This window comes from Streptomyces sp. NPDC008079 (assembly GCF_042957385.1).
In the GTDB taxonomy this organism is placed as follows: Bacteria; Actinomycetota; Actinomycetes; order Streptomycetales; family Streptomycetaceae; genus Actinacidiphila.
The window spans coordinates 106,973-130,266 of sequence record NZ_JBIBIC010000023.1; the positions used below are offsets into that span (position 1 = coordinate 106,973).

At 71.9% G+C, this 23,294-nt stretch carries 22 protein-coding genes and 1 tRNA gene; 13 read left to right on the forward strand and 10 right to left on the reverse strand.

The window, feature by feature from the left end; all coding sequences use genetic code 11:
* Positions 1-35: 35 nt before the first annotated feature.
* The gene (locus ACFZAM_RS33310; protein ID WP_391051424.1) at positions 36-893 is read right to left on the reverse strand and encodes a tyrosine-protein phosphatase; all 858 of its coding nucleotides are present in this window, start codon (positions 891-893) and stop codon (positions 36-38) included.
* Positions 894-1,107: 214 nt separating this feature from the next.
* Here ACFZAM_RS33310 and ACFZAM_RS33315 point away from each other — a divergent pair, with 214 nt between their 5' ends.
* The gene (locus tag ACFZAM_RS33315; protein WP_391051426.1) at positions 1,108-1,899 is read left to right on the forward strand and encodes a GDSL-type esterase/lipase family protein; all 792 of its coding nucleotides are present in this window, start codon (positions 1,108-1,110) and stop codon (positions 1,897-1,899) included.
* Here the strand turns inward: ACFZAM_RS33315 and ACFZAM_RS33320 are convergent, their stop codons facing one another.
* A complete protein-coding gene (locus ACFZAM_RS33320; RefSeq protein ID WP_355342846.1) occupies positions 1,900-2,361 on the reverse strand; it encodes an ATP-binding protein in 462 nt (153 codons plus the stop codon).
* 178 nt (positions 2,362-2,539) lie between these two features.
* Here ACFZAM_RS33320 and ACFZAM_RS33325 point away from each other — a divergent pair, with 178 nt between their 5' ends.
* The 5 genes from ACFZAM_RS33325 (at position 2,540) to ACFZAM_RS33345 (ending at position 5,657) form a co-directional block, all read left to right on the forward strand.
* Positions 2,540-3,364 carry a helix-turn-helix transcriptional regulator gene (locus ACFZAM_RS33325; protein WP_355342885.1) on the forward strand — a complete coding sequence of 275 codons (825 nt, stop codon included), beginning with the start codon at positions 2,540-2,542 and terminating at the stop codon, positions 3,362-3,364.
* 105 nt (positions 3,365-3,469) lie between these two features.
* A complete protein-coding gene (locus ACFZAM_RS33330; RefSeq protein WP_355342882.1) occupies positions 3,470-3,685 on the forward strand; it encodes a DUF397 domain-containing protein in 216 nt (71 codons plus the stop codon).
* Positions 3,686-3,806: 121 nt separating this feature from the next.
* Positions 3,807-4,613 (forward strand): SAM-dependent methyltransferase, encoded by an 807-nt coding sequence (locus ACFZAM_RS33335; RefSeq protein WP_391051429.1) that lies wholly within the window; start codon positions 3,807-3,809, stop codon positions 4,611-4,613.
* Positions 4,614-4,683: 70 nt separating this feature from the next.
* Positions 4,684-5,463, forward strand: a complete 780-nt coding sequence (locus tag ACFZAM_RS33340) for a helix-turn-helix domain-containing protein (protein WP_391051431.1) — start codon at positions 4,684-4,686, stop codon at positions 5,461-5,463.
* Positions 5,460-5,657, forward strand: a complete 198-nt coding sequence (locus tag ACFZAM_RS33345; protein WP_355342840.1) for a DUF6126 family protein — start codon at positions 5,460-5,462, stop codon at positions 5,655-5,657. Before ACFZAM_RS33340 ends, ACFZAM_RS33345 begins: the two co-directional genes overlap by 4 nt.
* Positions 5,658-5,751: 94 nt before the next feature.
* Here the strand turns inward: ACFZAM_RS33345 and ACFZAM_RS33350 are convergent, their stop codons facing one another.
* Positions 5,752-6,786 carry a trans-acting enoyl reductase family protein gene (locus ACFZAM_RS33350; RefSeq protein ID WP_188279675.1) on the reverse strand — a complete coding sequence of 345 codons (1,035 nt, stop codon included), beginning with the start codon at positions 6,784-6,786 and terminating at the stop codon, positions 5,752-5,754.
* A gap of 102 nt (positions 6,787-6,888) precedes the next feature.
* Between ACFZAM_RS33350 and ACFZAM_RS33355 the strand changes: the two genes are divergently transcribed.
* The 4 genes from ACFZAM_RS33355 to ACFZAM_RS33370 all read left to right on the forward strand — a co-directional run bounded on the left by ACFZAM_RS33355 (position 6,889) and on the right by ACFZAM_RS33370 (position 11,941).
* Positions 6,889-7,149, forward strand: coding sequence for a DUF5302 domain-containing protein (locus tag ACFZAM_RS33355; protein WP_355342836.1), 261 nt, complete (start codon positions 6,889-6,891; stop codon positions 7,147-7,149).
* Between the two features lie 188 nt (positions 7,150-7,337).
* Positions 7,338-9,356: a M3 family metallopeptidase gene (locus ACFZAM_RS33360; protein WP_391051434.1), complete on the forward strand. Its 2,019-nt coding sequence runs from the start codon at positions 7,338-7,340 to the stop codon at positions 9,354-9,356.
* A gap of 67 nt (positions 9,357-9,423) precedes the next feature.
* Positions 9,424-10,389: a GNAT family N-acetyltransferase gene (locus ACFZAM_RS33365; protein ID WP_391051436.1), complete on the forward strand. Its 966-nt coding sequence runs from the start codon at positions 9,424-9,426 to the stop codon at positions 10,387-10,389.
* 190 nt (positions 10,390-10,579) lie between these two features.
* Complete coding sequence (locus ACFZAM_RS33370; protein WP_391051438.1) at positions 10,580-11,941, forward strand: MBL fold metallo-hydrolase; 1,362 nt, start codon at positions 10,580-10,582, stop codon at positions 11,939-11,941.
* Here the strand turns inward: ACFZAM_RS33370 and ACFZAM_RS33375 are convergent.
* Together ACFZAM_RS33375 and ACFZAM_RS33380 are read right to left on the reverse strand one after the other, a co-directional pair.
* Positions 11,917-12,537 carry a GNAT family N-acetyltransferase gene (locus ACFZAM_RS33375; protein WP_391051440.1) on the reverse strand — a complete coding sequence of 207 codons (621 nt, stop codon included), beginning with the start codon at positions 12,535-12,537 and terminating at the stop codon, positions 11,917-11,919. The genes ACFZAM_RS33370 and ACFZAM_RS33375 overlap by 25 nt on opposite strands.
* Positions 12,534-15,524 carry a glycoside hydrolase family 2 TIM barrel-domain containing protein gene (locus ACFZAM_RS33380; protein ID WP_391051442.1) on the reverse strand — a complete coding sequence of 997 codons (2,991 nt, stop codon included), beginning with the start codon at positions 15,522-15,524 and terminating at the stop codon, positions 12,534-12,536. The genes ACFZAM_RS33375 and ACFZAM_RS33380 overlap by 4 nt, the downstream gene beginning before the upstream one ends.
* Before the next feature lie 356 nt (positions 15,525-15,880).
* Here ACFZAM_RS33380 and ACFZAM_RS33385 point away from each other — a divergent pair, with 356 nt between their 5' ends.
* Positions 15,881-16,636: a hypothetical protein gene (locus ACFZAM_RS33385; protein ID WP_391051444.1), complete on the forward strand. Its 756-nt coding sequence runs from the start codon at positions 15,881-15,883 to the stop codon at positions 16,634-16,636.
* A 276-nt stretch (positions 16,637-16,912) separates the two neighbouring features.
* On the opposite strand, the gene ACFZAM_RS33390 is transcribed toward ACFZAM_RS33385, so the two are convergent.
* A complete protein-coding gene (locus ACFZAM_RS33390) occupies positions 16,913-17,815 on the reverse strand; it encodes a transketolase C-terminal domain-containing protein (RefSeq protein WP_391051496.1) in 903 nt (300 codons plus the stop codon).
* 184 nt (positions 17,816-17,999) lie between these two features.
* Complete coding sequence (locus tag ACFZAM_RS33395) at positions 18,000-18,719, reverse strand: transketolase (RefSeq protein ID WP_391051498.1); 720 nt, start codon at positions 18,717-18,719, stop codon at positions 18,000-18,002.
* A 60-nt stretch (positions 18,720-18,779) separates the two neighbouring features.
* On the opposite strand from ACFZAM_RS33395, the gene soxR reads away from it, so the two are divergent.
* The gene (gene soxR / locus ACFZAM_RS33400) at positions 18,780-19,310 is read left to right on the forward strand and encodes a redox-sensitive transcriptional activator SoxR (RefSeq protein WP_391051446.1); all 531 of its coding nucleotides are present in this window, start codon (positions 18,780-18,782) and stop codon (positions 19,308-19,310) included.
* 82 nt (positions 19,311-19,392) lie between these two features.
* Here the strand turns inward: soxR and ACFZAM_RS33405 are convergent, their stop codons facing one another.
* A complete protein-coding gene (locus ACFZAM_RS33405; protein ID WP_188280171.1) occupies positions 19,393-19,683 on the reverse strand; it encodes a YiaA/YiaB family inner membrane protein in 291 nt (96 codons plus the stop codon).
* A 159-nt stretch (positions 19,684-19,842) separates the two neighbouring features.
* On the opposite strand from ACFZAM_RS33405, the gene ACFZAM_RS33410 reads away from it, so the two are divergent.
* Positions 19,843-19,916 (forward strand) — tRNA-Pro (locus ACFZAM_RS33410).
* A gap of 144 nt (positions 19,917-20,060) precedes the next feature.
* Here ACFZAM_RS33410 and ACFZAM_RS33415 read toward each other — a convergent pair.
* The gene (locus tag ACFZAM_RS33415) at positions 20,061-21,320 is read right to left on the reverse strand and encodes a tyrosine-type recombinase/integrase (protein WP_391051448.1); all 1,260 of its coding nucleotides are present in this window, start codon (positions 21,318-21,320) and stop codon (positions 20,061-20,063) included.
* 388 nt (positions 21,321-21,708) lie between these two features.
* Positions 21,709-23,112: a hypothetical protein gene (locus ACFZAM_RS33420; RefSeq protein ID WP_391051450.1), complete on the reverse strand. Its 1,404-nt coding sequence runs from the start codon at positions 23,110-23,112 to the stop codon at positions 21,709-21,711.
* Positions 23,113-23,294 lie beyond the last annotated feature (182 nt).

A 23,294-nucleotide genomic window follows, 5' to 3' on the forward strand; every position in this document is an offset into this window, starting at 1 on the left:
GGCCCGTACGCCGCGCGTACGGGCCCCCGGGGGTCTCAGTCCGTCAGCAGCACGTCCCGCAGCCGCTCGCGCCGCTCCTTCGTCAGGCCCAGGCCCTCCTCCAGATAGCGGTCGACCGAGCCCCACTCCTCGTCGATGGTCTCGAAGGCGGCCCGCAGGTACTCCGCCCGCGCCTCGAAGAGCGGGTCGAGCAGCGCCATCACCGCCGGGTCGATCTCGGAGCCGGTGCTGCCGTCGCCGCGGCGCACCCGGTAGCGGCGGTGCGGCGCGTTGCTCTCCAGGTAGTCCGCCTCGATGGCGGCGCGCTCGACGCCCAGCGCCAGCAGGATGATCGCGATCGACGTACCCGCGCGGTCCTTGCCCGCGGCGCAGTGCAGCAGCGCGGGGACGGCCGGGTCGGCGGGCTCGGTGAGCAGTTCGAGCATCCGGGCGTGCTCCGCGGTGCGCTCGCGGATCAACGTGCGGTAGGACTGCGCCATCCGCTCCGCGGCGCGCCCCTCGCCCAGCACCTCCTCCAGCGCGGCCAGGTCGCCGTTGCGGACGGTGTGCCAGAAACCGGCGTTGTTGTTGTTCGCCGGGTCGCTGAGCGGGAGGTTCACATTGACGGTGCCCGGCAGGTCGACGTCCGGGCCCTCGACGCGGATGTCGTCCCGGTTGCGGAAGTCGAAGATCGTGTGCAGGCCGAGCCCGGTGAGGAACGCGATGGCGTCGGCGTCGGCGTGCGCGAGGTGACCGCTGCGGAACAGCACGCCCGGCCGTACCCGGCGCCCGTCCGTCGTGGGCAGACCCCCGACGTCCCGGAAATTCCGCACACCGGTCAGTTCGGGCTCTGACAGCGCCTCGGCTATCGGCTCGGATCCGGTCGGGTCGGTCCGCGGCAATTCCTGCGTCACCGGTGATCCTCCTACCTCTCATACGTCGCGACCTGGGGCACTGCCGACGATACGGCAGCGCGGAACACCACGTACCGAACGGTATGTGTCCGGTGCGCCGTCATCAGGCGGCCTATTCCTTCCTGGCGGCTTTGACCTGGTGGGATGAATCACGTCGCGTCAACCCCTCCTTACGGTCGCGTAAGTCACACCCGGAGGAGAAAGATGGTCCGACGTGGCTGACGATTCGCAAACAGACGACAACGGTGCGATCGGGTCGTACACCGCGGTGGGGGACAGCTTCACCGAAGGCGTCGGCGACCCCGGTCCTGACGGTATGTACGTGGGCTGGGCCGACCGCCTGGCCGTACTCCTCGCCGACCGGCGCGAGGAACACACCTTCCGCTACGCCAATCTCGCGGTCCGCGGCCGGCTGCTCGACCAGATCGTGGCCGCGCAGGTGCCGCGCGCCAAGGAACTCGCTCCCGACCTGGTGACCTTCTGCGCCGGGGGCAACGACATCCTGCGCCCCGGCGGTGACCCCGACGCCATCGCCGAGCGCTTCGAGGCCGCCGTCGCCGATCTCAGCGGCGCCGTCGGCACGGTGCTGGTCTGTACGGGCTTCGACACCCGCGACGTACCCGTGCTGCGGCACCTGCGCGGCAAGATCGCCACGTACACCGCGCATGTCAGGTCCATCGCCGACCGCTACGACTGTCCGGTGCTCGACCTGTGGTCGCTGCGTTCGGTGCAGGACCGCAGGGCCTGGAGCGACGACCGGCTCCACCTGTCGCCCGAGGGGCACACCAGGGTCGCGCTGCGCGCCGCGCAGGTGCTCGGCCTCGACGTGCCCGCCGACCCCGACCAGGCGTGGCCGCCGCTGTCCCAGCGGCCGGCCTCCGCGGTGCGCAAGGACAACATCCAGTGGGCCAGGGAGTATCTGGTGCCGTGGATCGGACGGCGGCTGCGCGGGGAGTCCTCCGGCGACGACGTCGAGCCGAAGCGGCCCGATCTGCTGCCGCTGTAGCTAACACGAGGGCGCGGGGTGTACGGCCAGTTCGGCCCACACCACGCGCCCTGTCCCGTCTTCCGCGGGTTCCGATCCCCAGGCCGTCGCCAGCACGCTCACCAGGAGCAGTCCGCGACCGCCCTCCTCGTCCGCGCCCGCGTCGCACGGTTCGGGCCTGCTGGAGCCCCGGCCCTGGTCGGTCACTTCCAGCCGTATCACCGCGCCGCGCTGGTGCACGACGCAGGTGATCTTCTCGCTGTCGGTGTGCCGCACCGCGTTGGTGAACAGTTCGGTCACCACCAGGCTCGCGTCGTCCACCAGTTCGGGGCACACGTTCCACTCGCTCAGCCGGTCGCGTATCCGGCCCCGGGCGTCGGCCACCGAAGCGCTCTGCGCGGGCAGCCGAAAGACGTCGTGGCGGCCACAGCCGCCACCGGTGTCATGGCGCTCGCGTCGGAGAGCGTTGGGTGAAGGAACCACTCCGTAACTATGGGGCTCGTGCCGGACACATGGCAAGGTCCGTTCTGTAATTTGCAAATTCAACAGAACACGCTGTCGCTGACGCTGACGACATGCCACACTGCTTATCAGTCAAGGGAGTTGGGGGTTGAGCCACGTGATGGACCCGCGGCCGGGCGGCGCTCCGACCGTCCTGCGCATGGTGCTCGGCAAGCGACTCCAGGACCTCCGCGAGCGGGCCGGGCTCAGCTTCGAACAGGCCGGGCAGGCCCTCGATGTCACCCACGCCACGATCCGGCGGATGGAAAAGGCCGAAGTCGGGCTGAAGATCCCCTATGTCGAAAAACTCCTGATCACCTACGGAATCACCACTCCCGAGGAGATCGGCGGCTTCCTGGCCCTGGCCCGCGAGGCCAACCGGCCCGGCTGGTGGCACAGCTTCCGCGACGTCCTGCCGGACTGGTTCAGCGCCTTCGTCAGCCTGGAGGGCGAGGCCACCGTCATCCGCGCCTACGAGCCGCACTACGTGCCCGGCCTGCTCCAGACCCCCGCGTACGCGCGCGCCGTACTGCGCGCGGGGATGCCGCACGCGGCGGCCGAGGAGATAGACCGCCTGGTCGAACTGCGCGTCGAGCGCCAGACGCTGGTGCGCAAGCACGAGGCCCCGCTGCTGTGGGTCGTCATGGACGAGACTGTGCTGCGCCGCCCCATCGGCGGCCGGCGGGTGATGCGCGAGCAGATCGACGCCCTCGCCGAGGCGACCGAGCTGCCGAACGTGCGCCTCCAGGTCATCCCGTTCGCCTCCGGCCCGCACCCCGCCATGTACGGGCCCTTCCACATCTTCCGGTTCCAGCTCCAGGAGATCCCGGACATCGCCTACGCGGAGAGCCTGGTGGGCGGCGTCTACTTCGACGAGCGGGACGACGTGTCCACCTTCCTGGAGGCACTCGACCGGATGTGCGCGCAGGCCGCGCCGGCACAGAGCACCAAGGCCATCCTCGATGGCATGCGCAAGGAGATCTGAACCATGGATCGCGTCAGCAACGACGGCGTGTACGGGTACGGCGACATCTACGACACCGTGCACGACGCCGCCCACGGCAGACATCACGACGGCATCTACAACGGAATGCCCGCCACCGAACTCGGTCCCGACGGGTGGCGCAAACCCTGGAGCGGCGGCAACGGCGGCTCCTGCGTGGAAGCGAAACGCCTGAACGACGGACGGGTGGCGCTGCGCCAGTCGACCGACCCCGACGGTCCGGCGCTGATCTACACCAATCACGAGATCACCACCTTCATCCAGGGCGCCAAGGCGGGCGAAGCGGATTTCCTCCTCGGATGAGCACCACGCACGAAGGACCGCGTGTCACCCACGCGCGAAGCGCCGCGTACGACGCGGGACGCACCACGTATGACGCACAGAGCACAGCGGCACAGCAGAAGCGAAGGAAGCGGAGGACGGCGTGACCGACCAGGGATTCCCCGTCGACGAGATAGACACCAGCAAACCGCATCCGGCCCGTATGTACGACTACTTCCTCGGTGGTTGGGACAACTACGAGGTGGACCGGGAAGCCGCTCAGCGTGTCCTCGACGTCGCCCCGGACGTGGTCCTGGGCGCCCGCGCCAACCGCGCGTTCCTGAGCAGAGCCGTCCGCCACCTGGTGGAGGGCGGAATCCGGCAGATCATCGACATCGGCACCGGCATACCCACCTCGCCGAACACCCACGAGGTCGCGCACTCGGTCTCGCCCGACGTCCGGATCGCCTACATCGACAACGACCCGATCGTGGCCACCCACGCCGGGGCGCGCCTGATCGGCACCGGCAACACCGGCTTCTTCCTCGGGGACATGCGCGATCCGCGCACGATCCTGGAGCACCCCACCATCAGCGAGCTGATCGACTTCGACGAGCCGGTCGCGCTGCTGCTGGTGTCGGTGCTGCACTTCGTCACCGACGCCGAGGACCCGGTGGGCATGCTCGGCACGCTGCGCGAGGCGCTGCCGGCCGGCAGCTACCTGGTGCTCTCGCACGCCACCGCGGACTTCCACACCGACGTGGCGCCCGAGGTGATGGAGGTCTACAAGAAGGCCACCGCCTCGCTGACCGCCCGCAGCCACGCCGACGTGCTCGCCTTCTTCGACGGGTACGACCTCATCGAGCCCGGTCTGGTCCAGGTCCCGCTCTGGCACCCGGAGGGCCCGGAGCTCAAGCCCGCCGAGCTGCGCAAGATCGGGGTCTACGGGGGCATCGGCCGCAAGCGCTGATCACCGCGGGTTTTTGCCTCTGAGGTAACTCGTTTGCCTGAGAGGCAAGCCGTGCTGTTCCATGGAAGACATGGACGCCACCCACGGCACGGACATCCTCGACTCCGTGGACAGTGCGCCACCCCCGGGTGCGCTGTCCACGGACCATCTCGTCCTCGCGCCCCGCCTGCGGGACCGGCGACGCGCCAGCGGCCTCACCCTGGAGACCGCCGCCCGACGGCTTGAGCTGTCCGCGGCCCATCTGTCCCGGCTGGAGTCCGGCCTGCGCCAGCCCTCGCTGCCAGTCCTGCTCGGCCTGGCCCGGCTCTACGGCACCACCGTCTCCGACCTGCTGGGCGAGACGGAGGCCGAGCCGGATCCCATCGTACGCGGCGACCGTATGACGGCCGTGCCCGCGGGCGGCTGGACGTACTGGCGGGCGGGCGGCACCGGCCGCGCGATGCAGGCGCTGCGCGTGCACATACCCTCGGGCGCCCAGCGCGCGCTCGTCCGCGTCCACCCCGGCGAGGAGTGGCTGTACGTGACCGGGGGCACGCTGCTGCTCAGCCTCGGCGACCGCGGCCACACCCTGGGCGCGGGGGACTCCGCGCACTTCGACTCGCTGGTGCCGCACCGGCTGGAGGCGGCGGACGCCGGGGGAGTGGACCTGCTGTTCGTCCACACCCTCATGCAGAGCGAGACCTCCGCCCTGTGCGTCAGCCCGCAGGACGCCGCCGCGGGCCCCGCGCCCGCCGACGCCCCGCGCACCGGTACCGGCCGCGCCGACCCCACGCGCGGCACCCACCAGGACCGTACGGATCAGCCCCGCGCACGCGCCCGGGGCGACGAGACCAGAGGAGCCCGGCGATGAGCGGCCAGAACCCGGCACCCGCCCCGACCCCCGAGCAGGTGCCCCCGCCCCGCTCGCTGGTGGTCGGCACCACCAACGGCAGCGAGAAGCGCAAGGAACGCGGCGTCGTCCTGCGCGTCCTGGTCTACGTCGTGGTCGCCCACGCGCTGGCCTTCTTCATCTGGCTGCTGTTCCTGGTCGGCAACCGCGGCTGAGCGGCCCCTGCGGGGTGGGACCGCCCGCCGCGTCAGGACACCGCGCCGTGTGAGCACACCGCGCCGCGTCAGGACACCGCGCCCGGCGCCGCGCTCAGCCCAGCGCCTCCACCGTGACCGTCACCCCGTCCAGCGTGCCCGCGTAGTCCGCGCCCAGCGCCAGCGACGGCGTCTGGAAGCCGGTCGGCAGCCCCGGCAGCCGCCCGATGATCCGCAGCACGGAATCGGCCGTCATGCCGTACGGGCCGGGGCCGGTGAGGGTCGCGGTCACCGTGTTGCCGGCCGCGTCGCGGGCGCGGCCCCACACCTCGCTGCGGCTCCCGCTCAGGGCGCGCTCGCCGGGACCGCGCACCAGCTTGCCGACCACGCCCGCCAGCGCCCCGCGCAGCGGCCCGACCCGCAGCAGCCTGCTCGCGGCGAGCGCGGGCGTCGGCACGGGCACATAGGTGTACGTGGTCACGTCGGGAATGCCCGTCGAGTAGTAGGCGGTGCTGACATCGCCCCACGGGATCGACACGACCTTGCGGGTGCCGGAAGGGAAGGCGGCCTGCACCTGTCGGGAGCCGACCGGCACCGTACGGATCTCGCCGCCGGTACGGATCCTGCCGCCCACGCCCATCCCTTCGAGCGCGGTCCGCGCGGTACCGGGACTCGCCCCGCCGCCGATCAGGAAGGCGAGGTCGAGCTGGGTCGCGTCCGGCAGCCGGGCGGCGAGCAGCGCGGCGACGCAGTCGGTCGGCACCACGTCGAAGCCCGCGCCGGGCAGCAGGGTGATCCCGGCCTTCTCCGCGCGCGCGTCGAGCGCGTGCAGCGACTCGAAGACATCGATCTCACCGGTGATGTCCACGTAGTGGGTACCGGAGTCGAGACAGGCGGTCGCCATCGGCAGCGCGGTGCGCGCGAAGGGGCCCGCGCAGTGCGCCACCGTCTCCACGCCGTCCAGTCCATGGCGTATCGCGGCCGGGTCACCGAGACCGAACACCCGGTGTTCCAGGCCCAGTTCGGCGGCCAGCGGCACCAGTTTCGCGGCGTTGCGACCGGCCAGCACAGGGCGCTGTCCCAGTGCTGCGGCGCGGCGGGCGATCAAGCGGCCGGTGTAGCCGGTGGCGCCGTACAACAGCCAGGTCATCAGTCTGATCCTCCCCGGAAGTGGTGAACGGAACCGTACACGCGCCGTGTGCCCCGGCGATATCGGGTGGGCCGACGCCGTCCGGCATGCGACTCTGGTGGCATGACCGACCAAGAGCAGGAGGCCACCGTGGCCGCTGAAGCAGCACCGCAGGACGCCGCGGCGGAACCGGAGACCGATTCGGACGCCGAGGCGCAGGCGCCGGACGAGGACGAGGTGAAGCGGAAGTTCCGCGAGGCACTGGAGCGCAAGCAGAGCGCGCGCAAGGGATCCGCCTCGGGCGGCAACAACCAGTCCAAGATCCATGGCGCGCACGGCAAGGCCGGAGGACAGCGGGAATTCCGTCGCAAGAGTGGCGGCTGACACCGGGACCGTAGCCGCACGGCACCGCAGTCCCACCGTCGTACCGGCAGCACATCACCGTCCCGCCGCCGTACCGGCATCACATCGGCGCCCGCACAGGTCAGTGACCTGTGCGGGCGCTTTTCACGATCCGCGCGAGCGCTCGTCACGGCCTGACGGCGGGCAGGGCGCCGCGTAGGGTCGACGGGGTGACGACGAATCCGTTCCTCAGCCCGAGTCCGCTGCCGTACGAGCTGCCGCCGTTCGCCGACATCAGGGACGAGCACTACCTGCCCGCCTTCGAGCAGGGCCTGGCGGAGCACCTCGCGGAGGTCGAGGCCATCGCGGCCGACCCGGAGCCCGCGACCTTCGAGAACACCCTCGTCGCGCTGGAGCGTTCGGGCGCGCTGCTCGCCCGGGTGAGTGCCGCCTTCTTCAACCAGGCGTCCGCGCACATCACCCCCGCCGTGCAGGAGACCGAGTCACGGATCAGCCCGCTGCTCGCCGCGCACAACGACGCCGTCCGCCTCAACCCCGGCCTCTACGCCCGGATCACGTCGCTGTACGAAACCCGCGACTCCCTCGGCCTCGACGCCGAGTCGCTGCGCCTGCTGGAGCGCTACCGCACCGCCTTCCAGCGCTCAGGCGCGGAGCTGGACGCGGACGGCCAGCGAAGGCTGCGCGAGCTGAACGCCGAGATCGCCGCCGCCTCCACCGCCTTCGGCCAGAACATCGTCGCCGCCAGCAAGGCCGCCGCCCTCGTCCTCGACGACCCCGCCCAGCTCTCCGGCCTGTCCGCGGGCGCGATCGCCGCCGCGGCCGAGAACGGCACCGCGCTCGGCCACGACGGCTCCTACGTACTGAGCCTGCGCAACTTCTCGAACCAGCTCGAACTCGGCTCGCTGGACGACCGCGACGTGCGCCGCCGCCTGCTCACCGCGTCCCTGAACCGCGCCCAGGACACCAACGGCCCGCTCGCCGTCACCATCGCCACCCTGCGGGCCGAACGCGCCGCGCTGCTCGGCTACCCCAGCCACGCCGCGTACGTCGTCGCCGACCGCACCGCGGGCACCCCGCAGGCCGTCACCGACCTGCTCGACCGCCTGGTGCCGCCCGCTCTGGCCAACGCCGAGCGTGAGGCGGACGCCCTCGCGGAACTGGCGGGCGGGCCCGTCGAGGCATGGGACTGGTCGTACTACGCGGAGAAGGTCCGCAAGGAGCGCCACAACATCGACGAGGCCGCGCTGCGCCCGTACTTCGCGCTCGACAAGGTGCTGCACGACGGGGTCTTCCACGCCGCCCACGAGGTCTACGGCATCACCGTCACCGAACGCCCCGACCTGGTCGGCTACCACCCCGACGTCCGGGTCTTCGAGGTCTTCGACGCCGACGGCAGCCCCCTCGGCCTCTTCCTCGGCGACTTCTTCGCCCGCGCGTCCAAGCGCGGCGGGGCCTGGATGAATTCCCTGGTCAGCCAGTCGGAACTGCTCGGCAAGCGACCGGTGGTGGTCAACAACCACAACATCGCCAGGCCCGCGGCCGGTGAGCCCGCGCTGCTGACGTTCAGTCAGGTCGACACGCTCTTCCACGAGTTCGGGCACGCGCTGCACGGCCTGTTCTCCGCCGTCCGCTACCCGTACTTCTCCGGCACCAGCGTGCCGAGCGACTTCGTCGAATACCCCTCCCAGGTCAACGAGATGTGGTCGTTGTGGCCCTCGGTCCTGGAGCGCTACGCCGTCCACCACGAGACCGGCGAGCCGATGCCCGCCGACGTCGTCCACCGCATGCGGGACGCCGCCCGGTTCGGACAGGGCTTCACCACCGTCGAGTACCTCGCCGCCGCCCTGCTCGACTGGGCCTGGCACACCCTGCCCGCGGGCACCGACCCCGGCGACGCGCTGGCGTTCGAGGCGGCGGCGCTCAAGAAGGCGGGACTGGCCCACCCCGCGATCCCGCCGCGCTACCGGACCACGTACTTCCAGCACGTCTTCGCCAGCCAGTACAGCGCGGGCTACTACTCCTACATCTGGAGCGAGGTCCTGGACGCCGACACCGTCACCTGGTTCGAGGACAACGGCGGCCTGCGCCGCGCCAACGGCGACACCTTCCGCCGCGCGCTGCTCTCCAGGGGCGGCAGCGTCGACCCGATGGCGGCCTTCGCCGCCTTCCGCGGCCGGCCGCCGCGCACCGAGCCGCTGCTGGAGCGCCGGGGGCTGCTGACGCCGTGACCGCCCCGCGCGGCCGACACCGGAAAACGGCGTGCGCGCCGCCCGGGCGCGGGGCCACCATGGGCCGATGAGCTGGACGATCACCGCGGACCTGACCGCGTTCGAGACCGAGGCGGGACCGTTCCTGCGGGAGCGCCCTGTGGAGAATTCGGTGCCGGTCACCGTCACCGCCGCGCTGCGCCGCCGCGGGCTCGACGCGTACGGCGGGAAGCCGCCGCTGTTCGGCTGGTGGCGCCCCGAACCCGGCGCCGCGGTCGCCGCGGCCTTCCTCCGTACGCCGCCGCATCCGCCGCTGCTGACCGGCGGCCCTCCGTCCGCGGCCGGTGAGCTGGCCGAGGTCTGGCCCGGCGAGGCCCCTGGCGGGGTGCGCGGCGAGCGCGAGAGCGCCGAGGCGTTCGGCGCGGCCTGGGCCGCGAGGACCGGCGCCGAGGTCACGGTCGAGCGCGCCATGCGGCTCTACCGGCTCGGGGACCTCACCCCGCGCAGGCCCGCGCCGCCCGGCCGCGCCAGGGTCGCGGGCCCCGCCGACCGCGAGCTGCTGCTGCGCTGGCACCGCGCCTTCACCGTCGACATCGGCGAGCCGCCCGTGGACGACGAGCGGGCCATGGACGACGCCATCGCGCTCGGCGGACGCACCCTGTGGGAGCGGGACGGCGAGCCCGTCGCGATGGCCGGGAGGGCCGCCGACGCGGCGGACCCGTCGGGCACCGTCCGGGTGGTCGCCGTCTACACCCCGCCGGCGCACCGGGGCCACGGGTACGCGGGCGGCGCCACCGCGGCCGTCTCGCGCGCCGCGCTCGACGCGGGCGCCCGCGATGTCGTGCTCTTCGCCGACCTCGCCAATCCGGTCAGCAACGCGCTGTACCGGCATCTGGGGTTCCGGCCGGTCCGCGACCACGTGTCGCTGGCCTTCGGTGACGGGGATCGGGACGGGGACGGGGACGTGTCGGGCGGCGGGGCGCTGGCCGGCGGCGGGGGCGTGTCGGGCGGCGGGGCCTTGGCCGGCGGCGGGAGCGGCGAACCGGGGGAGTGACGCGAAACGGCCGTCGCGGCGGCCGGGCCACCGTAAGCGGATATGACGGCAGATGTGACACCGGGGACGGGGGAGAACCGGTGAAGGCGGCCCGGCCCGGGGCCTCGGCGCCCCGGCGGGCGCGGCGGACCGCCGCATAATGGGTGGTGGCGGGACCCCGCCGCTCGTCGTCATCTGCTCTGGAGGACCCGTGACCGGCGCCGGCCGACAGCCGTCCCGCCTCGTGAAGATGCGCCCCCCGTCGTTCGGCGCGGACCCCACGGGCGCCCGGCTGGAACGCATCCTTTCCTCACCGAATTACGCGGACGGCGCCTTCGTCAACCCCGTCGGCGCCCGCAGCGTCCCCAGCGGCAGCATGTTCAAGGCGCTTCCGGCCAGTTTCCGCAAGGAGGCCAGGCAGCCGCGCAAGCCCGCGGGGCCGGTGCCCCTGCATCCCACCACGCTCGCCGACATCGCGCGCCCGCCCGCCTCCGGGCTGCGGCTGACCTGGATGGGGCACTCCACGGTGCTCGCCGAGATCGGCGGCAGGCGCGTGCTGTTCGACCCGGTGTGGGGCGAGCGCTGTTCGCCCTTCGCCTTCGCGGGCCCCAAGCGCGTGCACCCCGCGCCGGTCCCGCTGGAGTCGCTGACCGGCCTGGACGCGGTCGTCATCTCGCACGACCACTACGACCACCTGGACATGCCCTCCATCGTCGCGCTGGTCCGCAGCGACGCCGTCTTCGCGGTGCCGCTGGGCGTCGGCGCGCACCTGGAGCACTGGGGCGTACCGCCCGAGCGGCTGCGCGAGCTGGACTGGAACGAGTCCACGGAGATCGCGGGGCTCACCCTGACCGCCACCCCGGCCCGGCACTTCTGCGGACGCGGCCTGCGCGGTCGCCAGCAGACCCTGTGGGCGTCCTGGGCCGTCACCGACGGCACCCACCGCATCTACCACAGCGGCGACACCGGCTACTTCCCCGGCTTCGCGGACATCGGCGCGCAGCACGGCCCGTTCGACGCCACGATGATCCAGATCGGTGCCTACAGCGAGTACTGGCCCGACATCCACATGACCCCGGCCGAGGGGCTGCTGGCGCACAGCGACCTGTCGGGCGGCACGCCCGCGGGCACGATGCTGCCGATCCACTGGGCCACCTTCAACCTGGCCATGCACTCCTGGGCGGTGCCCGCCGAGGGCAGCGTCGCCGCCGCGCGCGAGACCGGGGCGAAGATCGCCACCCCGCGGCCCGGCGCGCCCTTCGAGCCCGCCGACGAACAGCCCGAGGACTGGTGGTGGCGGGCCGTCGCCATGCCGCCCGCGGGCGGCTGGCCCGAGCGGCCGGAGCACGCGGAGGGGACCGAGCGGATCAACGCACCGGACGGGTCGGAGACCGCCGAGGCTCCCGAGGCCGCCGGAAGCGTGGACGGGGACGCGGCGGCCGAGTCCGGCTCCGGGTCCGAGTCCGCTTCCGGCTCCGGTTCTGGCTCCGCTTCCGGGTCCGCTTCCGGCTCCGATTCCGAGGACGCCGGTCGTACGGACAGCGGCGACTACGAGGTGGCGCGGCCCAAGTAGGTCAGCTCCCCGGCGTCCGGCACCGCGATCTCGTGGAAGCCGAGCCGGTCGTAGAAGGCCCGCGCGGGAGCGTTGGCGGTGAGCATCCCCAGATGCACCGCCGGTACGCCCCTGGCGGCCAGGGCGCCGAGGAACGCCTCCATCAACGCCCGCCCGTGGCCGCCGCGTTGGAAGTCCGGCAGCACATCGATGTGCAGATGTGCCGGATACGCGGCCAACTCCGGCTGCCGCGCCATCCGTTCCGGGTGGTGCAGCAGCACGGCCATCGCCTCGCTCGGCGTCCCCGGCTCCCCGGCCGGCTCGGGGAAGCGGTCCGCGACCGTCGGCAGCCACTCGTCGCGGAAGCGCTCGACGAAGGCCGCCGTGTCACCGGTGCCCAGCACGTAACCGACCGCCCGGCCGCACCCGTCGTCCAGCACGAAGGCCGCCTCCGGCTCCAGCACGGCGTACGGCGCCGCGAAGATCGCCCCCAGCAGCTCGTGGTCCCGCTCCGGATACCGCGCGCTCGCGTCCCCGCCCGCGTCAGCCGTGCGCAGGCAGATGTCGTACAGCGCGGGCAGGTCCTCCGGCCTGAACGGGCGTATCGCGGTGGTCACTCGGTCTCCAGAAGCGGGAGGTCCGCGGGCTCCTCGGGGTCCGCGGCGGCGGGCAGGCTCATGAAGGTGAACGCGAAGGCGGCGGGCGCCGCGCGCAGTTGGTGCCGGGGGAGTACGTCGGGGCCGCAGGCCGCGCTGCCCATGCCGTGCAGCGCGTGGTCGAGGTGCACCCACAGCACCTCGGAACGCGTCAACTCGTGGGTGTGCGTGGCCCGGTCGAGTTCCCGGGTGCTCCACGGACGGGCGGTGAACCAGAACGGCGGCTCGCCCTCCACGTGCAGCCCGGTGCCGTCCGCGCGGCGCAGCCGCGCCCACCGCACGTCCGCGCGTGCGCCGTTCTCCTGGGGGCGTACGTACGGCGTCTGGAGCCCGTCCACGGTGCCGGTGTACCGGCCGATCCGGGACGCGGCGCGCGTGTCGGGGTACGCCTCGCCGGGCCCGCCGCCGTACCACTCGACGCGGTCCAGGGTCTGGCACAGCCCGAGCCGTACCCCGAGCCGGGGGAGCGGCAGCGTCCAGTCGCCCTCGGGCGTGACCTCGACGCCCAGGCGCAGCCGGTCCCCGGTGGCCGTCCAGGTGTAGACGGTACGCAGCGCCAGGTCGGAGGAGGCCGGGGCGACCCGGGTGGTGACGGTGAGCGCGTCACCGCCGACGGCCACGGAGACGATCCGGTGCCGCATCCGATCGAGACCCAACTCCCGCCACAGCCGGTCCAGTTGACCCTCGGGATTCCAGTCCGCGCCGCGGTCGTTGTCGGTCGGGGCACGCCACACGTCCAGCACGGGTCCGGTGACCGCCGCGCCCTCCAGATAGCGCAGCGTGCCGTCCGCCGCGTCGAAGACGCCGGGGCCCAGCACGATCAGACCGCCCTCGGCGAGCCGCGGGGAGTGCGGATCGCCGACGCGCGCGGTGGCCGCGTCCGCCGGCGCGGGGGCCGCGAACTGCGTCCACGCCACCTCGTGACCCGACGGCGCCCACGCGGTGTCCTCGGCGAGCACTGCCCGCACCGTCCACCACCCCTCGCCGCGGCCCACCGTCCGCGCCGCCCGCGGCAGTTCGAGCACCGCGCTCTGCCCGGGGCCGAGCGACGGCACCTCGAACCGGCCCACGTCGCTCCGCGCGCCCGCCACCTCGTACGACCAGCGGAACGCCAGATACGACAGGTCGGTGAAGTCGTGCAGATTGGTCACCGTGACCGTGCCGCGCTCCGCGTCGCCCTCGATCCTCACCGGCTCGACGACCTTCTTGTACTCGGTCAGCCCCGGTGACGGCGTGCGGTCGGGGAAGACCAGCCCGTCGCAGACGAAATTCCCGTCGTGCATCTCCTCGCCGAAGTCGCCCCCGTAGGCGAAGTACGACGTCCCGTCCGCGGTGCGCTGCCGCAGCCCGTGGTCGATCCACTCCCAGACGAAGCCGCCCTGGCAGCGCTCGTACGCCTCGAACAGCCGCTGGTACTCGCTGAGTCCGCCGGGCCCGTTGCCCATCGCGTGCGCGTACTCGCAGAGGATGAGGGGCAGTTCGCGCCGGTGCTTGTCCAACTCCGCGTCCGCCAGCGGCGGTTCCTCGCGGCGGCCGATCAGCTCGGTCTCGGCGTGGTTGGCGTACATCCGGGAGTAGACGTCGGTGTCGGCGCAGGTGAGGTCGCCCTCGTAGTGGACCGGCCGGGCCGGGTCACGGCGCCTGATCCAGTCCGCCATCGCGGAGAGCCCGGCGCCCGTGCCGCACTCGTTGCCCAGCGACCACATCACCACCGACGGATGGTTCTTGTCCCGCTCCACCATCCGCGCGGCCCGGTCCAGCAGCGCGGGCGTCCACCGCTCGTCGGCGACCGGGTTGCCGCGCCAGCCGACCACCTCGAAACCGTGCGTCTCCAGATCGCACTCGTCCATCACCCACATGCCCAGCTCGTCGCACAGGTCGAGGAAGGCCGGATGCGGCGGATAGTGGCTGGTGCGGACCGCGTTGATGTTGTGACGCTTCATCAGCAGCAGGTCGCGGCGCATCGTCTCGCCGTCCACCACCCGGCCGTGGTCGGGGTCGAACTCGTGCCGGTTCACCCCGCGCAGCAGAATCCGGCGGCCGTTGACCTTCAGCACACCGTCCTCCACCGCGACGGTCCTGAAGCCGATCCGCAGCGGTATCCGCTCGCCCTCGGTCGCCAACTCCGCGTCGTACAGCCGCGGTACCTCCGCCGACCACGGCTCCACCGGCACCGTCACCTCCTCACCGGTCGCCAGGTCGAGCCCCAACTCCGGTACGGTCACCGTCCCGCCCGGCTCGCAGTCCACCCGCAGCGTGCCCGTGCCGCTCGCGTGGTCGTAGCCGCAGTGCACGAAGAAGTCGGTCACCGCGCCCTCGGGCCGCTCGATCAGCGTCACATCGCGGAAGATGCCGGGCAGCCACCACTGGTCCTGGTCCTCCAAGTAGCTGCCGGACGACCACTGGTGGACCCGGACCGCCAGCACATTGCCGCGCGGGCGCAGCAGTTCGCCGACCTCGAACTCCACCGGCAGCCTGCTGCCCTTGAAGGTCCCCAGCTCCTGCCCGTTCAGCCACACCCGCGCGCACGAGTCGACGCCGTCGAAACGCACCACCGCCGCGCCGCCCGGCCAGTCGTCCGGCAGGTCGAAGGCGCGCAGATGGTCACCGGTCGGATTCTCCGTCGGCACGTGCGGCGGGTCGACCGGGAACGGGAAACGGACGTCGGTGTACGCGGGCCGCCCGTACTCGTGCTCATGGGTGTGCCCCTGGAGCGGCCAGTGCGACGGCACCGTCACCGCGCCCCAGCGCGTCGCGTCGAACCCCGGCTGGGCGAAGGAGTCGTCCTCCGCGTCCGCCGTCGCCGACAGCCGGAAGCGCCAGGCACCGCCGAGATTCACCCGCCGCGCGTCCGACACCGCCCACCACGCGCGCGGCGCGAGCGCGCCGGTGCCGGGCGACACATCCTCGTAGTACGGAACTACCCCGGACTGTGACGCGTCGCGCATCGTGCTGCTCCTCATGAGGATGCTGGTGGTGTGCCCGCTGTATCGCTTGCGGCTGTACGGGTATGGGGCGGTATCGGGCTGTATGGCCGCCAGGCTCCGCGGCCCCCAACGGCGTTGGGACATGCCGGTGGCCTGGTCGGTCACGGATGATTCTCCTGAGGTGAGGGCCCGCGTGGCTAGGGCCTGTCCGGGGGAGCGGGTCGGCTCCGCGCCGGGCGCGGCGGTGATGTACTGCCGTCCGCCGTAAGGGAGTTGGCGGTACCTGCCGATTTGACCGGCGTACGGCGGCGCTGGGAGCATGCCCGCCCGGGGCGCGGGGGGCGGACCCGTGGTGCGGACGAGGGGGGCGCTTCACCATGACGGACTTCACGACCGTTCACGTCGCGGCGGCGAATGCCGGGACCGGCCGGGGGCCGGCCGCGGCGGCCGAGCCGATCAGCGGGCTCAACGGCGGCTCCGCGCTCGTCCTCATCTCGGTGGTGGTCGTGGCCGTCGCAGCGGTCGCGGTGATACCGCTGATCATGGATGTGCGGCGGGCCACGGCCTGGCGCCAGCAGATCACCGACCGGCTGCTCGAGGACGCGGCCCGCGACCACGAGGTACGCGACCTGCTGCGCGACCTCCGCGAGCCGCGCGGCGTCCGCGGTCTGACCCGCAGCGTCATCGCCGTCCTCATCCTCGCGCTCGTCGCCTTCGCGCTGGCCGTCGCGATGCTGTCGTCGGGCGCCGACTCCGGCGACCTCCGTAAGACCATCGTCACCTCGCTGATGACCGTCCTCGCCACCGTCTCCGGCTTCTACTTCGGCTCGCTCGGCGCGCAGAACAGCGCGGAGGACGCGCGGCGGCAGGTGGGGCGGTCCTCGGCGGCGCCGCCGAAGCCGGGCGCCTCCGGCGGGGGTGCCGCCGGGGGGAGCGGCAAGGGGGCGGTGCCGCCCGCGCCGGGGCCGGGCGCGCCTGGTGGTCCGGGCGCTGTCGGGGCTCCTGGCGGTCCGGCTGCTCCGGCGGGTGCTGGCGCTTTCGAGGGCGGACCCGCGGCCGCGCAGCCGACGCACCCGGCGGGCGTACCGCGGCAGGGGGCCGTACCGGCGCCGGACGGCGGGCACGGGGCCTGAGGGGTTCTCGCCGAGTCGGCTCTAGGTCGGGAGCCGGGAGCCGGGAGCGGAGCCTGGCCCGGGACCGAGGCCGGGCGCGTACGGGCACCGAGGCTTTCCCGACCGCGGCCGGGGCGGTACGGGGCCCCGAATTTTCCGACCGCGGCCGGGGTCAACGGCCCTCAGCTCCAGGCATTCGGACCGCGCCCCCGGCCTTGCCGCCCGCGCCCCGGTCGTACGGTTCCGGCCCCGGCCCGCATGCGGGCGGTGCCGCCCTCCGCCACGCCCCCTCGCGGGTCAGACCCGCAGGAACGCGTCGATCCGGGTCCGTAGCGACTGCGCGTCCAGGCCGTGCCCGGCCACGTGCTCCTGCCAGGTGCCGTAATGGCGCAGTTCGGCGCGGCGGGTGCCGAGCGCGAGCACGCGGTGCGGGACGTCGGCCAGCGCCTCGGCGGCGTGCGCCGAGGACGTACCGGTGAGGTAGGGCTCTACGACGACGAGGTCGGCCGCATCGGTCCGAGCGGTCGCCTCCCGTACGGTCGCCGCGTCGAACGGCCGTACCGTCGAGGCGTACAGCACCGTCACATCGCGCCCGGCCGTCGCGTCGAGGACGGCGTCCAGCATGGGCCCGACGGCCAGGACGACCCCGGCGCGCCCTTCGCGCAGCACCTGGAAGCGGCCGGGCGAGACGGGTCGCGGCGCCACGTTCGAGTGATCGCTGAGCCGTACGTAGACGCGGCTGTCGCCGTCCGCCGCCGCGTGCCGCAGCAGCGCGTCGGCCTCGTCGGGGTGCCCCGGCACATGGACGGTCCAGCCGTCGAGCGTGTCGAGCAGCGCGACGTCGCCCGGCGCCTGATGCGTACGCCCGCCCGCGGCGACGTCGTACGAGGCCCCCGCGCTGACCAGGACCGCGCCCACGCCCTGGTGCCCGATGTCGAGCTTGACCTGCTCGAAGGCCCGCTCGGTCAGGAAGCTCGCGAAGGTGTGCGCGATCGGCCGCAGCCCGGCGAGCGCCAGTCCGCCCGTCGCGCCGACCAGCAACTGCTCCCTGATCCCGACGTCGATCACCCGGTCGGGGTGGGCGCGGGCGGCGTCACTGAAGCGGTCCGAAGAGATCACGGCGAGGACGACGGCCAGCCGCGGATCGGAGTCGAGCAGTTCGGTGGTGACGGCGGCGAACCGCTCCCGCATGGTGTCCATGGAATCCCCAGTCATGTCGTTTCTTCGCCTGCCCTCAGTTGCGGTCTCGGTCGCGGTCGCGGTGTCGGCCTGTCCTCGGCCTCGGTCTCCGCATCGGCCTCGGCGTCGGTCGCGGTCTCGGCCGCTGTCGCTCGGGTGTCGACGTTTGGGTGACGTCGCTTGTCGTCGCCCGTGGACCCGGCCGTCACTTCGGCTCGACGCGGGCGACCACGGCGTGCGGCCGCCCCGGATGCGGTGCGGTGAACGCCTCGTACAGCGCGGCGTGGTCCCGGCCGTCCACGGTCACCGCGGACCAGCCCTCGGCGGCGAACCGCGAGGCCAGCCCGCCCGGCCAGCCGTACGTGGCCGAGGCGTTGTCGACCGCGACGACGTGGAGCCGGTCGAGGCCGACCGCCCCCGCGTACTGCACGGCCTCGTGATTGCTGCCCTCGTCCATCTCGGCGTCGCCCACGAGCACCCATACCGCCGGTTCGTCCAGCCCCTGGGCCCGCAGCCCCAGCGCGCTGCCGACGCCCAGACCGAGCCCGTGCCCGAGCGACCCGGAACCGATCTCGACGCCCGGTACGAGCGTGCGGTCCGGGTGGTGGCCGAGCGGGGAGTCGTACGTCCCGAAACCGGCCAGCCACTCGTACGGGATGAAGCCCTTGGCGGCGAGAACGGCGTAGTACGCCATCGGGCCGTGGCCCTTCGACAGCAGGAAGCGGTCCCGGTCCGGGGCGTCGGCGCTCTCGGGCCCGACCCGCAGTACCCGGTCGTACAGCACCCACAGGACGTCGAGGGTGGACGTGGCGGCGGTGTCGTGCTTCTCGTCGCCGGTCATCCGCGACATCAGGTGGCGCAGGTCGTCGTACCCGTAGCGCTCGGGCTGTTCTGAGTGGCCGGACGGCCCGGTGCGGTGCGTCATCGTCATGGGACGACCTTGCAACTTCAAGCCGACTTGAAGTCAAGCGTATGCTGGGCCGATGTGACCCTCTCCACCCGTGACCTGCTGCCCATCGGCGAGCTTTCGGCCCGCAGCGGCATCGCCGCCTCCGCGCTGCGCTATTACGAGGACCTCGGGCTGATCCACTCCGAGCGCACCTCGGGCGGCCAGCGCCGCTACCGCCGCTCCACGCTGCGCCGGCTCGCCTTCATCCGCGCCGCCCAGCGGATCGGGCTCTCGCTCGACGAGGTCGGCGCGTCCCTCGCCCGGCTCCCCGTCGACCACGTCCCCACCACCGCCGAATGGAACGGCGTGGCCCGGTCCTGGGAGCAGCGCATCGACGACCAGATCGCCGAGCTGCGACGCCTCAAGGCCAAGTTGACCAGCTGCGTCGGGTGCGGCTGCCTCTCCCTGACGCGCTGCGGTCTCTACAACGTCGACGACGCGGCGGGGGCGGCGGGCCCCGGAGCCCGCTATCTGCTGGGCGACACGCCTCCCGAAACGGCTTCCGCGCCCCCTCCTTCTGCCGCGCCCTCCCCGTGCGACGCGTCCGACGCCCCCGTTACGCCCTGAGGGCCCCCGCCGGGGCGATCCCCGTGGAGGCCCCCGACCGTCGGAAGTTCCTCACCCGCACGCGTCACGCGCGGGCCACCGACTAGATGCCCTCCATCTTGAAGGGGTCGTGCTCCGCGAGCAGCTTGTCGAGCCGCGCCTGGTCCACCCGGCTCACGACCTGCCCGACCTCCTGCCGGTCCCGCACCACCTTCGCCAGCGTGAACGCCGCCGTCACCACATACAGCAGTCCCAGCCCCAGAAACGCCCGCTCCCATCCCCCCACCGGCAGATACGCCACCCCGACCACCATGGCCCCCAGCGCCACCGCGAACGAGATCGCCGCCTGCGCCGCATACGCCGCCGTCGTCTCCTGCTGAATCGGTTTCGTCATGCCCCGACCTTCCCCCCGCCCCGCCCCACCCCACATGAGTACCCCTACTCAACTCCCCCCGCCCCGGCCCCCACCCCCTCTGCGCACAAACACCCCCCGAGGTGCGGTATCGTTCTCGTGCACGGTCACCCGGGGCCACCACCCCGACCGACCAAGCACCGGGACGTGGCGCAGCTTGGTAGCGCACTTGACTGGGGGTCAAGGGGTCGCAGGTTCAAATCCTGTCGTCCCGACGGTGCGAACAGCGGGTTCGTCGGCAACGACGGGCCCGCTGAATCCGTTGGAAGTACACGTGATGGCACGGTGACGGCAGTCCTGTTCGCTCCCGACTGTAGGCGCGGCTCAGTATCGCTGCGTGCGCCTGTCAGGCCGCTGTGTCACTGCCGTCGCTGTCGGCTGCCACATCTGCCTGTTTGTAGGCTTCCCCCCAATGCGGTGACGGCCTCGCGGGCCGCGTGGGGGAGCAGGTGACCGTAGAGGTTCACGGTCGTCGACAGGGTCGAGTGCCGCAGCGTTTTGGAGACCACGGCGAGTGGCACCTTCGAGCTGATCATGATGGTGGCTGCGGTGTGCCGCAGGTCGTGTACTCCGATCCGGGGCAGTCCGAGTTCGGCTGAGCGGCGGCGCAGTTCCGTGAGCACCGACTGCGGCCGCAACGGCGAGCCGTCCTCGCGGCAGAACACCAGCCCGTCCAGAGCGGCCCCTTCCGGCAGGCGCGCGCGTGCCTGGGCCTGCTGGCGTTCCAACGCGGCGGTGACGCGTGGGGACAGGCTGACCCAGTTGCGGCTGGCCTTGGTCTTGGGGTGGCCGAGGAAGAGCTGGTTGTTGTCGACGGCGGTGAGGTTCCACCGGACCAGCAGCACGTGCTCGGCCAGGTGCACGTCAGTCCAGTGCAGTCCGAGCGCCTCGCCGCGGCGCATGCCGGTGCCGAGCAGCACCTCGAACAGGTCGGCGAACTGGTCCGCGTAGCGGGTGTGGTTGTGGCGCAGGAAGGCGGCAGCCTGACTGGGATTCCAGCAGATCCGCTCGCCGGCCGCCGGGCGCGGGATGAGCGAGTACCGGCACGGGTTGTCGGCGATGAGCCGGGTGCGAACCGCGGCGCCCAAGGCGCTGGAGAGGGCGGCGCCAGCCCGGTAGACGGCCGTTCGCCCCCGGCCGAGGGCGAGTTCGCGATCCGACCACGCCACGATGTGCCGCGACCGCAGGTCGACCAGACGCATCGGTCCGAATGCGGGAATCAGATCCCGCCGCACGTTGTCACGGTAGCGGGCATAGGTCGTGGGACGCAGCGGCTCCTGCTTCGAGCGCAGCCAGGCGGTGAGATAGGCCGCGACCGTGAGATCGGCCTGCGTCTCGAGTCCGCTCTCCTCGTTTTCGAGCAGTTGTCGCAGCGCCGTTGCCGCCGCGGTGCGTGTGGGGAAGCCGCTGCGGCAGCGGGGCTGGCGCCGTCCGTCGACCGAGGGTAGATCGACCGCGAATGCCCAGGAGCCGTGACGCTTTCTGCCCTGAAGTTTCGGGCAGGCTGCCCCGAACTGCCGCCCGTTGGGTCGGCGGCACCCGCATCTGCGGTAGATGCGTCCTCGGAGCGGAATCACAGGATCGGAATGTGCAGCGGCGCTGCCATCAGTCTGCTTCATGGCTGCCAAGGTGACGGAAGTTCAAAGTGGTGCGATAGGTGGCGTGACCTGGCGGTTCGAGGGCGAAGGCCATCACCGTGCCATCACGTGCGCTTCGATCGGTATTCGGACCGGCGTGCTTCCCTTGTCATATGGATAGCGTCCGGACCTTAGTGGCCGCCGTCCTCGGGGCGGCGGAGGACCGCAGCGCCCGGACGACAGCGTGGTCGCTGATCGATGTAAGCGTCGCCGTCGCCCCAGCGGGGGCGGAGGACCCTCAGATCCTCCTGCCGTCCGCGATGTCGCCGCGTGCGCCTCAGGTGGCTCCTCCAGCATCACTTCCGTACCCGCTGGTATTCTCAGCCGTGGGCCGCCAAGCGCGTACCGCTGGTCGGTAACGGGCCGCTGATTAGGGGCCTATCTCGTCGTCCTTCTTGGGTAGGACACGCAGGGCCATTACGGTGCCATCCTTACCGAAGGAGACTGGGCCCCACGATGGGACCGTGGTGCTGATCGGGTGAGTATTGCGCAGGTCGTACGCAAGGTTCCGGTAGTCCTCAACTTGCGCCCTGGCCAGCCGCTCGTACAAGCCTTCGGCGATGCCGGAGAACGCCTCCACGCGGACCCCGTTGACGCGGAACACCTGATCGGTTCCGACGAATACCGTCGGGCCTATCTTGTGCCGTGCGTCGCGGACGCTGGAGGAGCCAGCGAATGTCTGTTGTTTGTAGTGCTTGTGGCCCTGATTGTTGGTGAGGTATTGGGCGATCTCGGTGCCCGCTCCAGCGAGTGCCAGCTGGCTGGCGGCTCCGGTTCGCGCAAGCAGTTGGCCGTACCAGCCGAGGTCCTTGTAGGGAATGAGGAAGCCGTCCTGGACTCGTGCCTTACGGCCGCTGACCGCGGGTACCGTAACCGCGCCGATGTAGTTGGGGTTCCGTTCTGAGAGCATCGCATCGGCGCTCGCACGCCCTGTCGCTGGCCGCACGGGAAGCAGCCCTTCGCCGTGGGCTTGGAGAGCGTTGACGGTGATGCCTTCCAGCGCCAGCAGTTCGGTAGACATCAAGAGACATGGCGTGGTGTTCCAATCGGCGAGGTGGAAGTACTCGGCGCGCTCGCTTCCTCTGGCTAGCTGCTTGAACGCTGAGCGGTCGGCCTTGGCCGTGCGTTTGGTGGCTTTCTGATGGTTACCGTTCACCGTTATGGCGAAGACATGTGATGGCTCGCCTGGGCACCACGCTTCGATGAAGTAGTCGGGTCGTGGTCTGGCGCCCAGAGATGGGCGCGGGCCGGAGCGTGCGAAACCTGCCAGCAGCACGGCCTCGGCGTCCAAGGTGGAGATCATGTGATCCGGGAAGCGGTTCTGCACGGCGCGTTCCGCGACGGCGAGTCCGAAGGCCCGCCCCAACTCCCGTGCTTGCATGGCTCTGTAGGAGAGTTCCGGACTCTGGCCCTCCTCTGAGAGGGCCAGGTAACCCCGTGGACCGGTCGTTAGGGCCTGGCAGTACTTAAGGCCCTGCCAGTGTTCGGCCAATCCTCTGCCGCGTCCCTGGCGGGCGAGTGCGGTCGCCCGTGCGAAGGTGCCGAGCAGTGCCCAGGGCGTGGTGACGAGGTCCTGCCCGTCGGCGCCTAGTAACGGGCCGAGAACGGGTTTGCGGGAACTCGGCTCCTTCTCGTCCTTGTTCTTTCGCGCGCGCTGTCGATCGATCGCGGCGGCCGCCTTGTCTGTGTCCCTGATCAGAGAGGCGGTCGAGCTGACGCGGACGGGGATCTCTGTGCTGAGCCGGGCGAGTACCTCTTCCGTGGATGCTGACATGGTTCCGCACCGTACGACCGCGGGTGAGAGCGCACGCAAGTGCGCAGGGGCGCTCGAAACGGCTCGGACGGGCAGGTCGGACTGTCGTAGAACCGCGGTGAGGCCACACCCGCCGGGATCGACTGTGCCGTGACCTTCTCCGACGTCTGAGCCATCGAGATTGCCGTCACGCTGCGGTATCC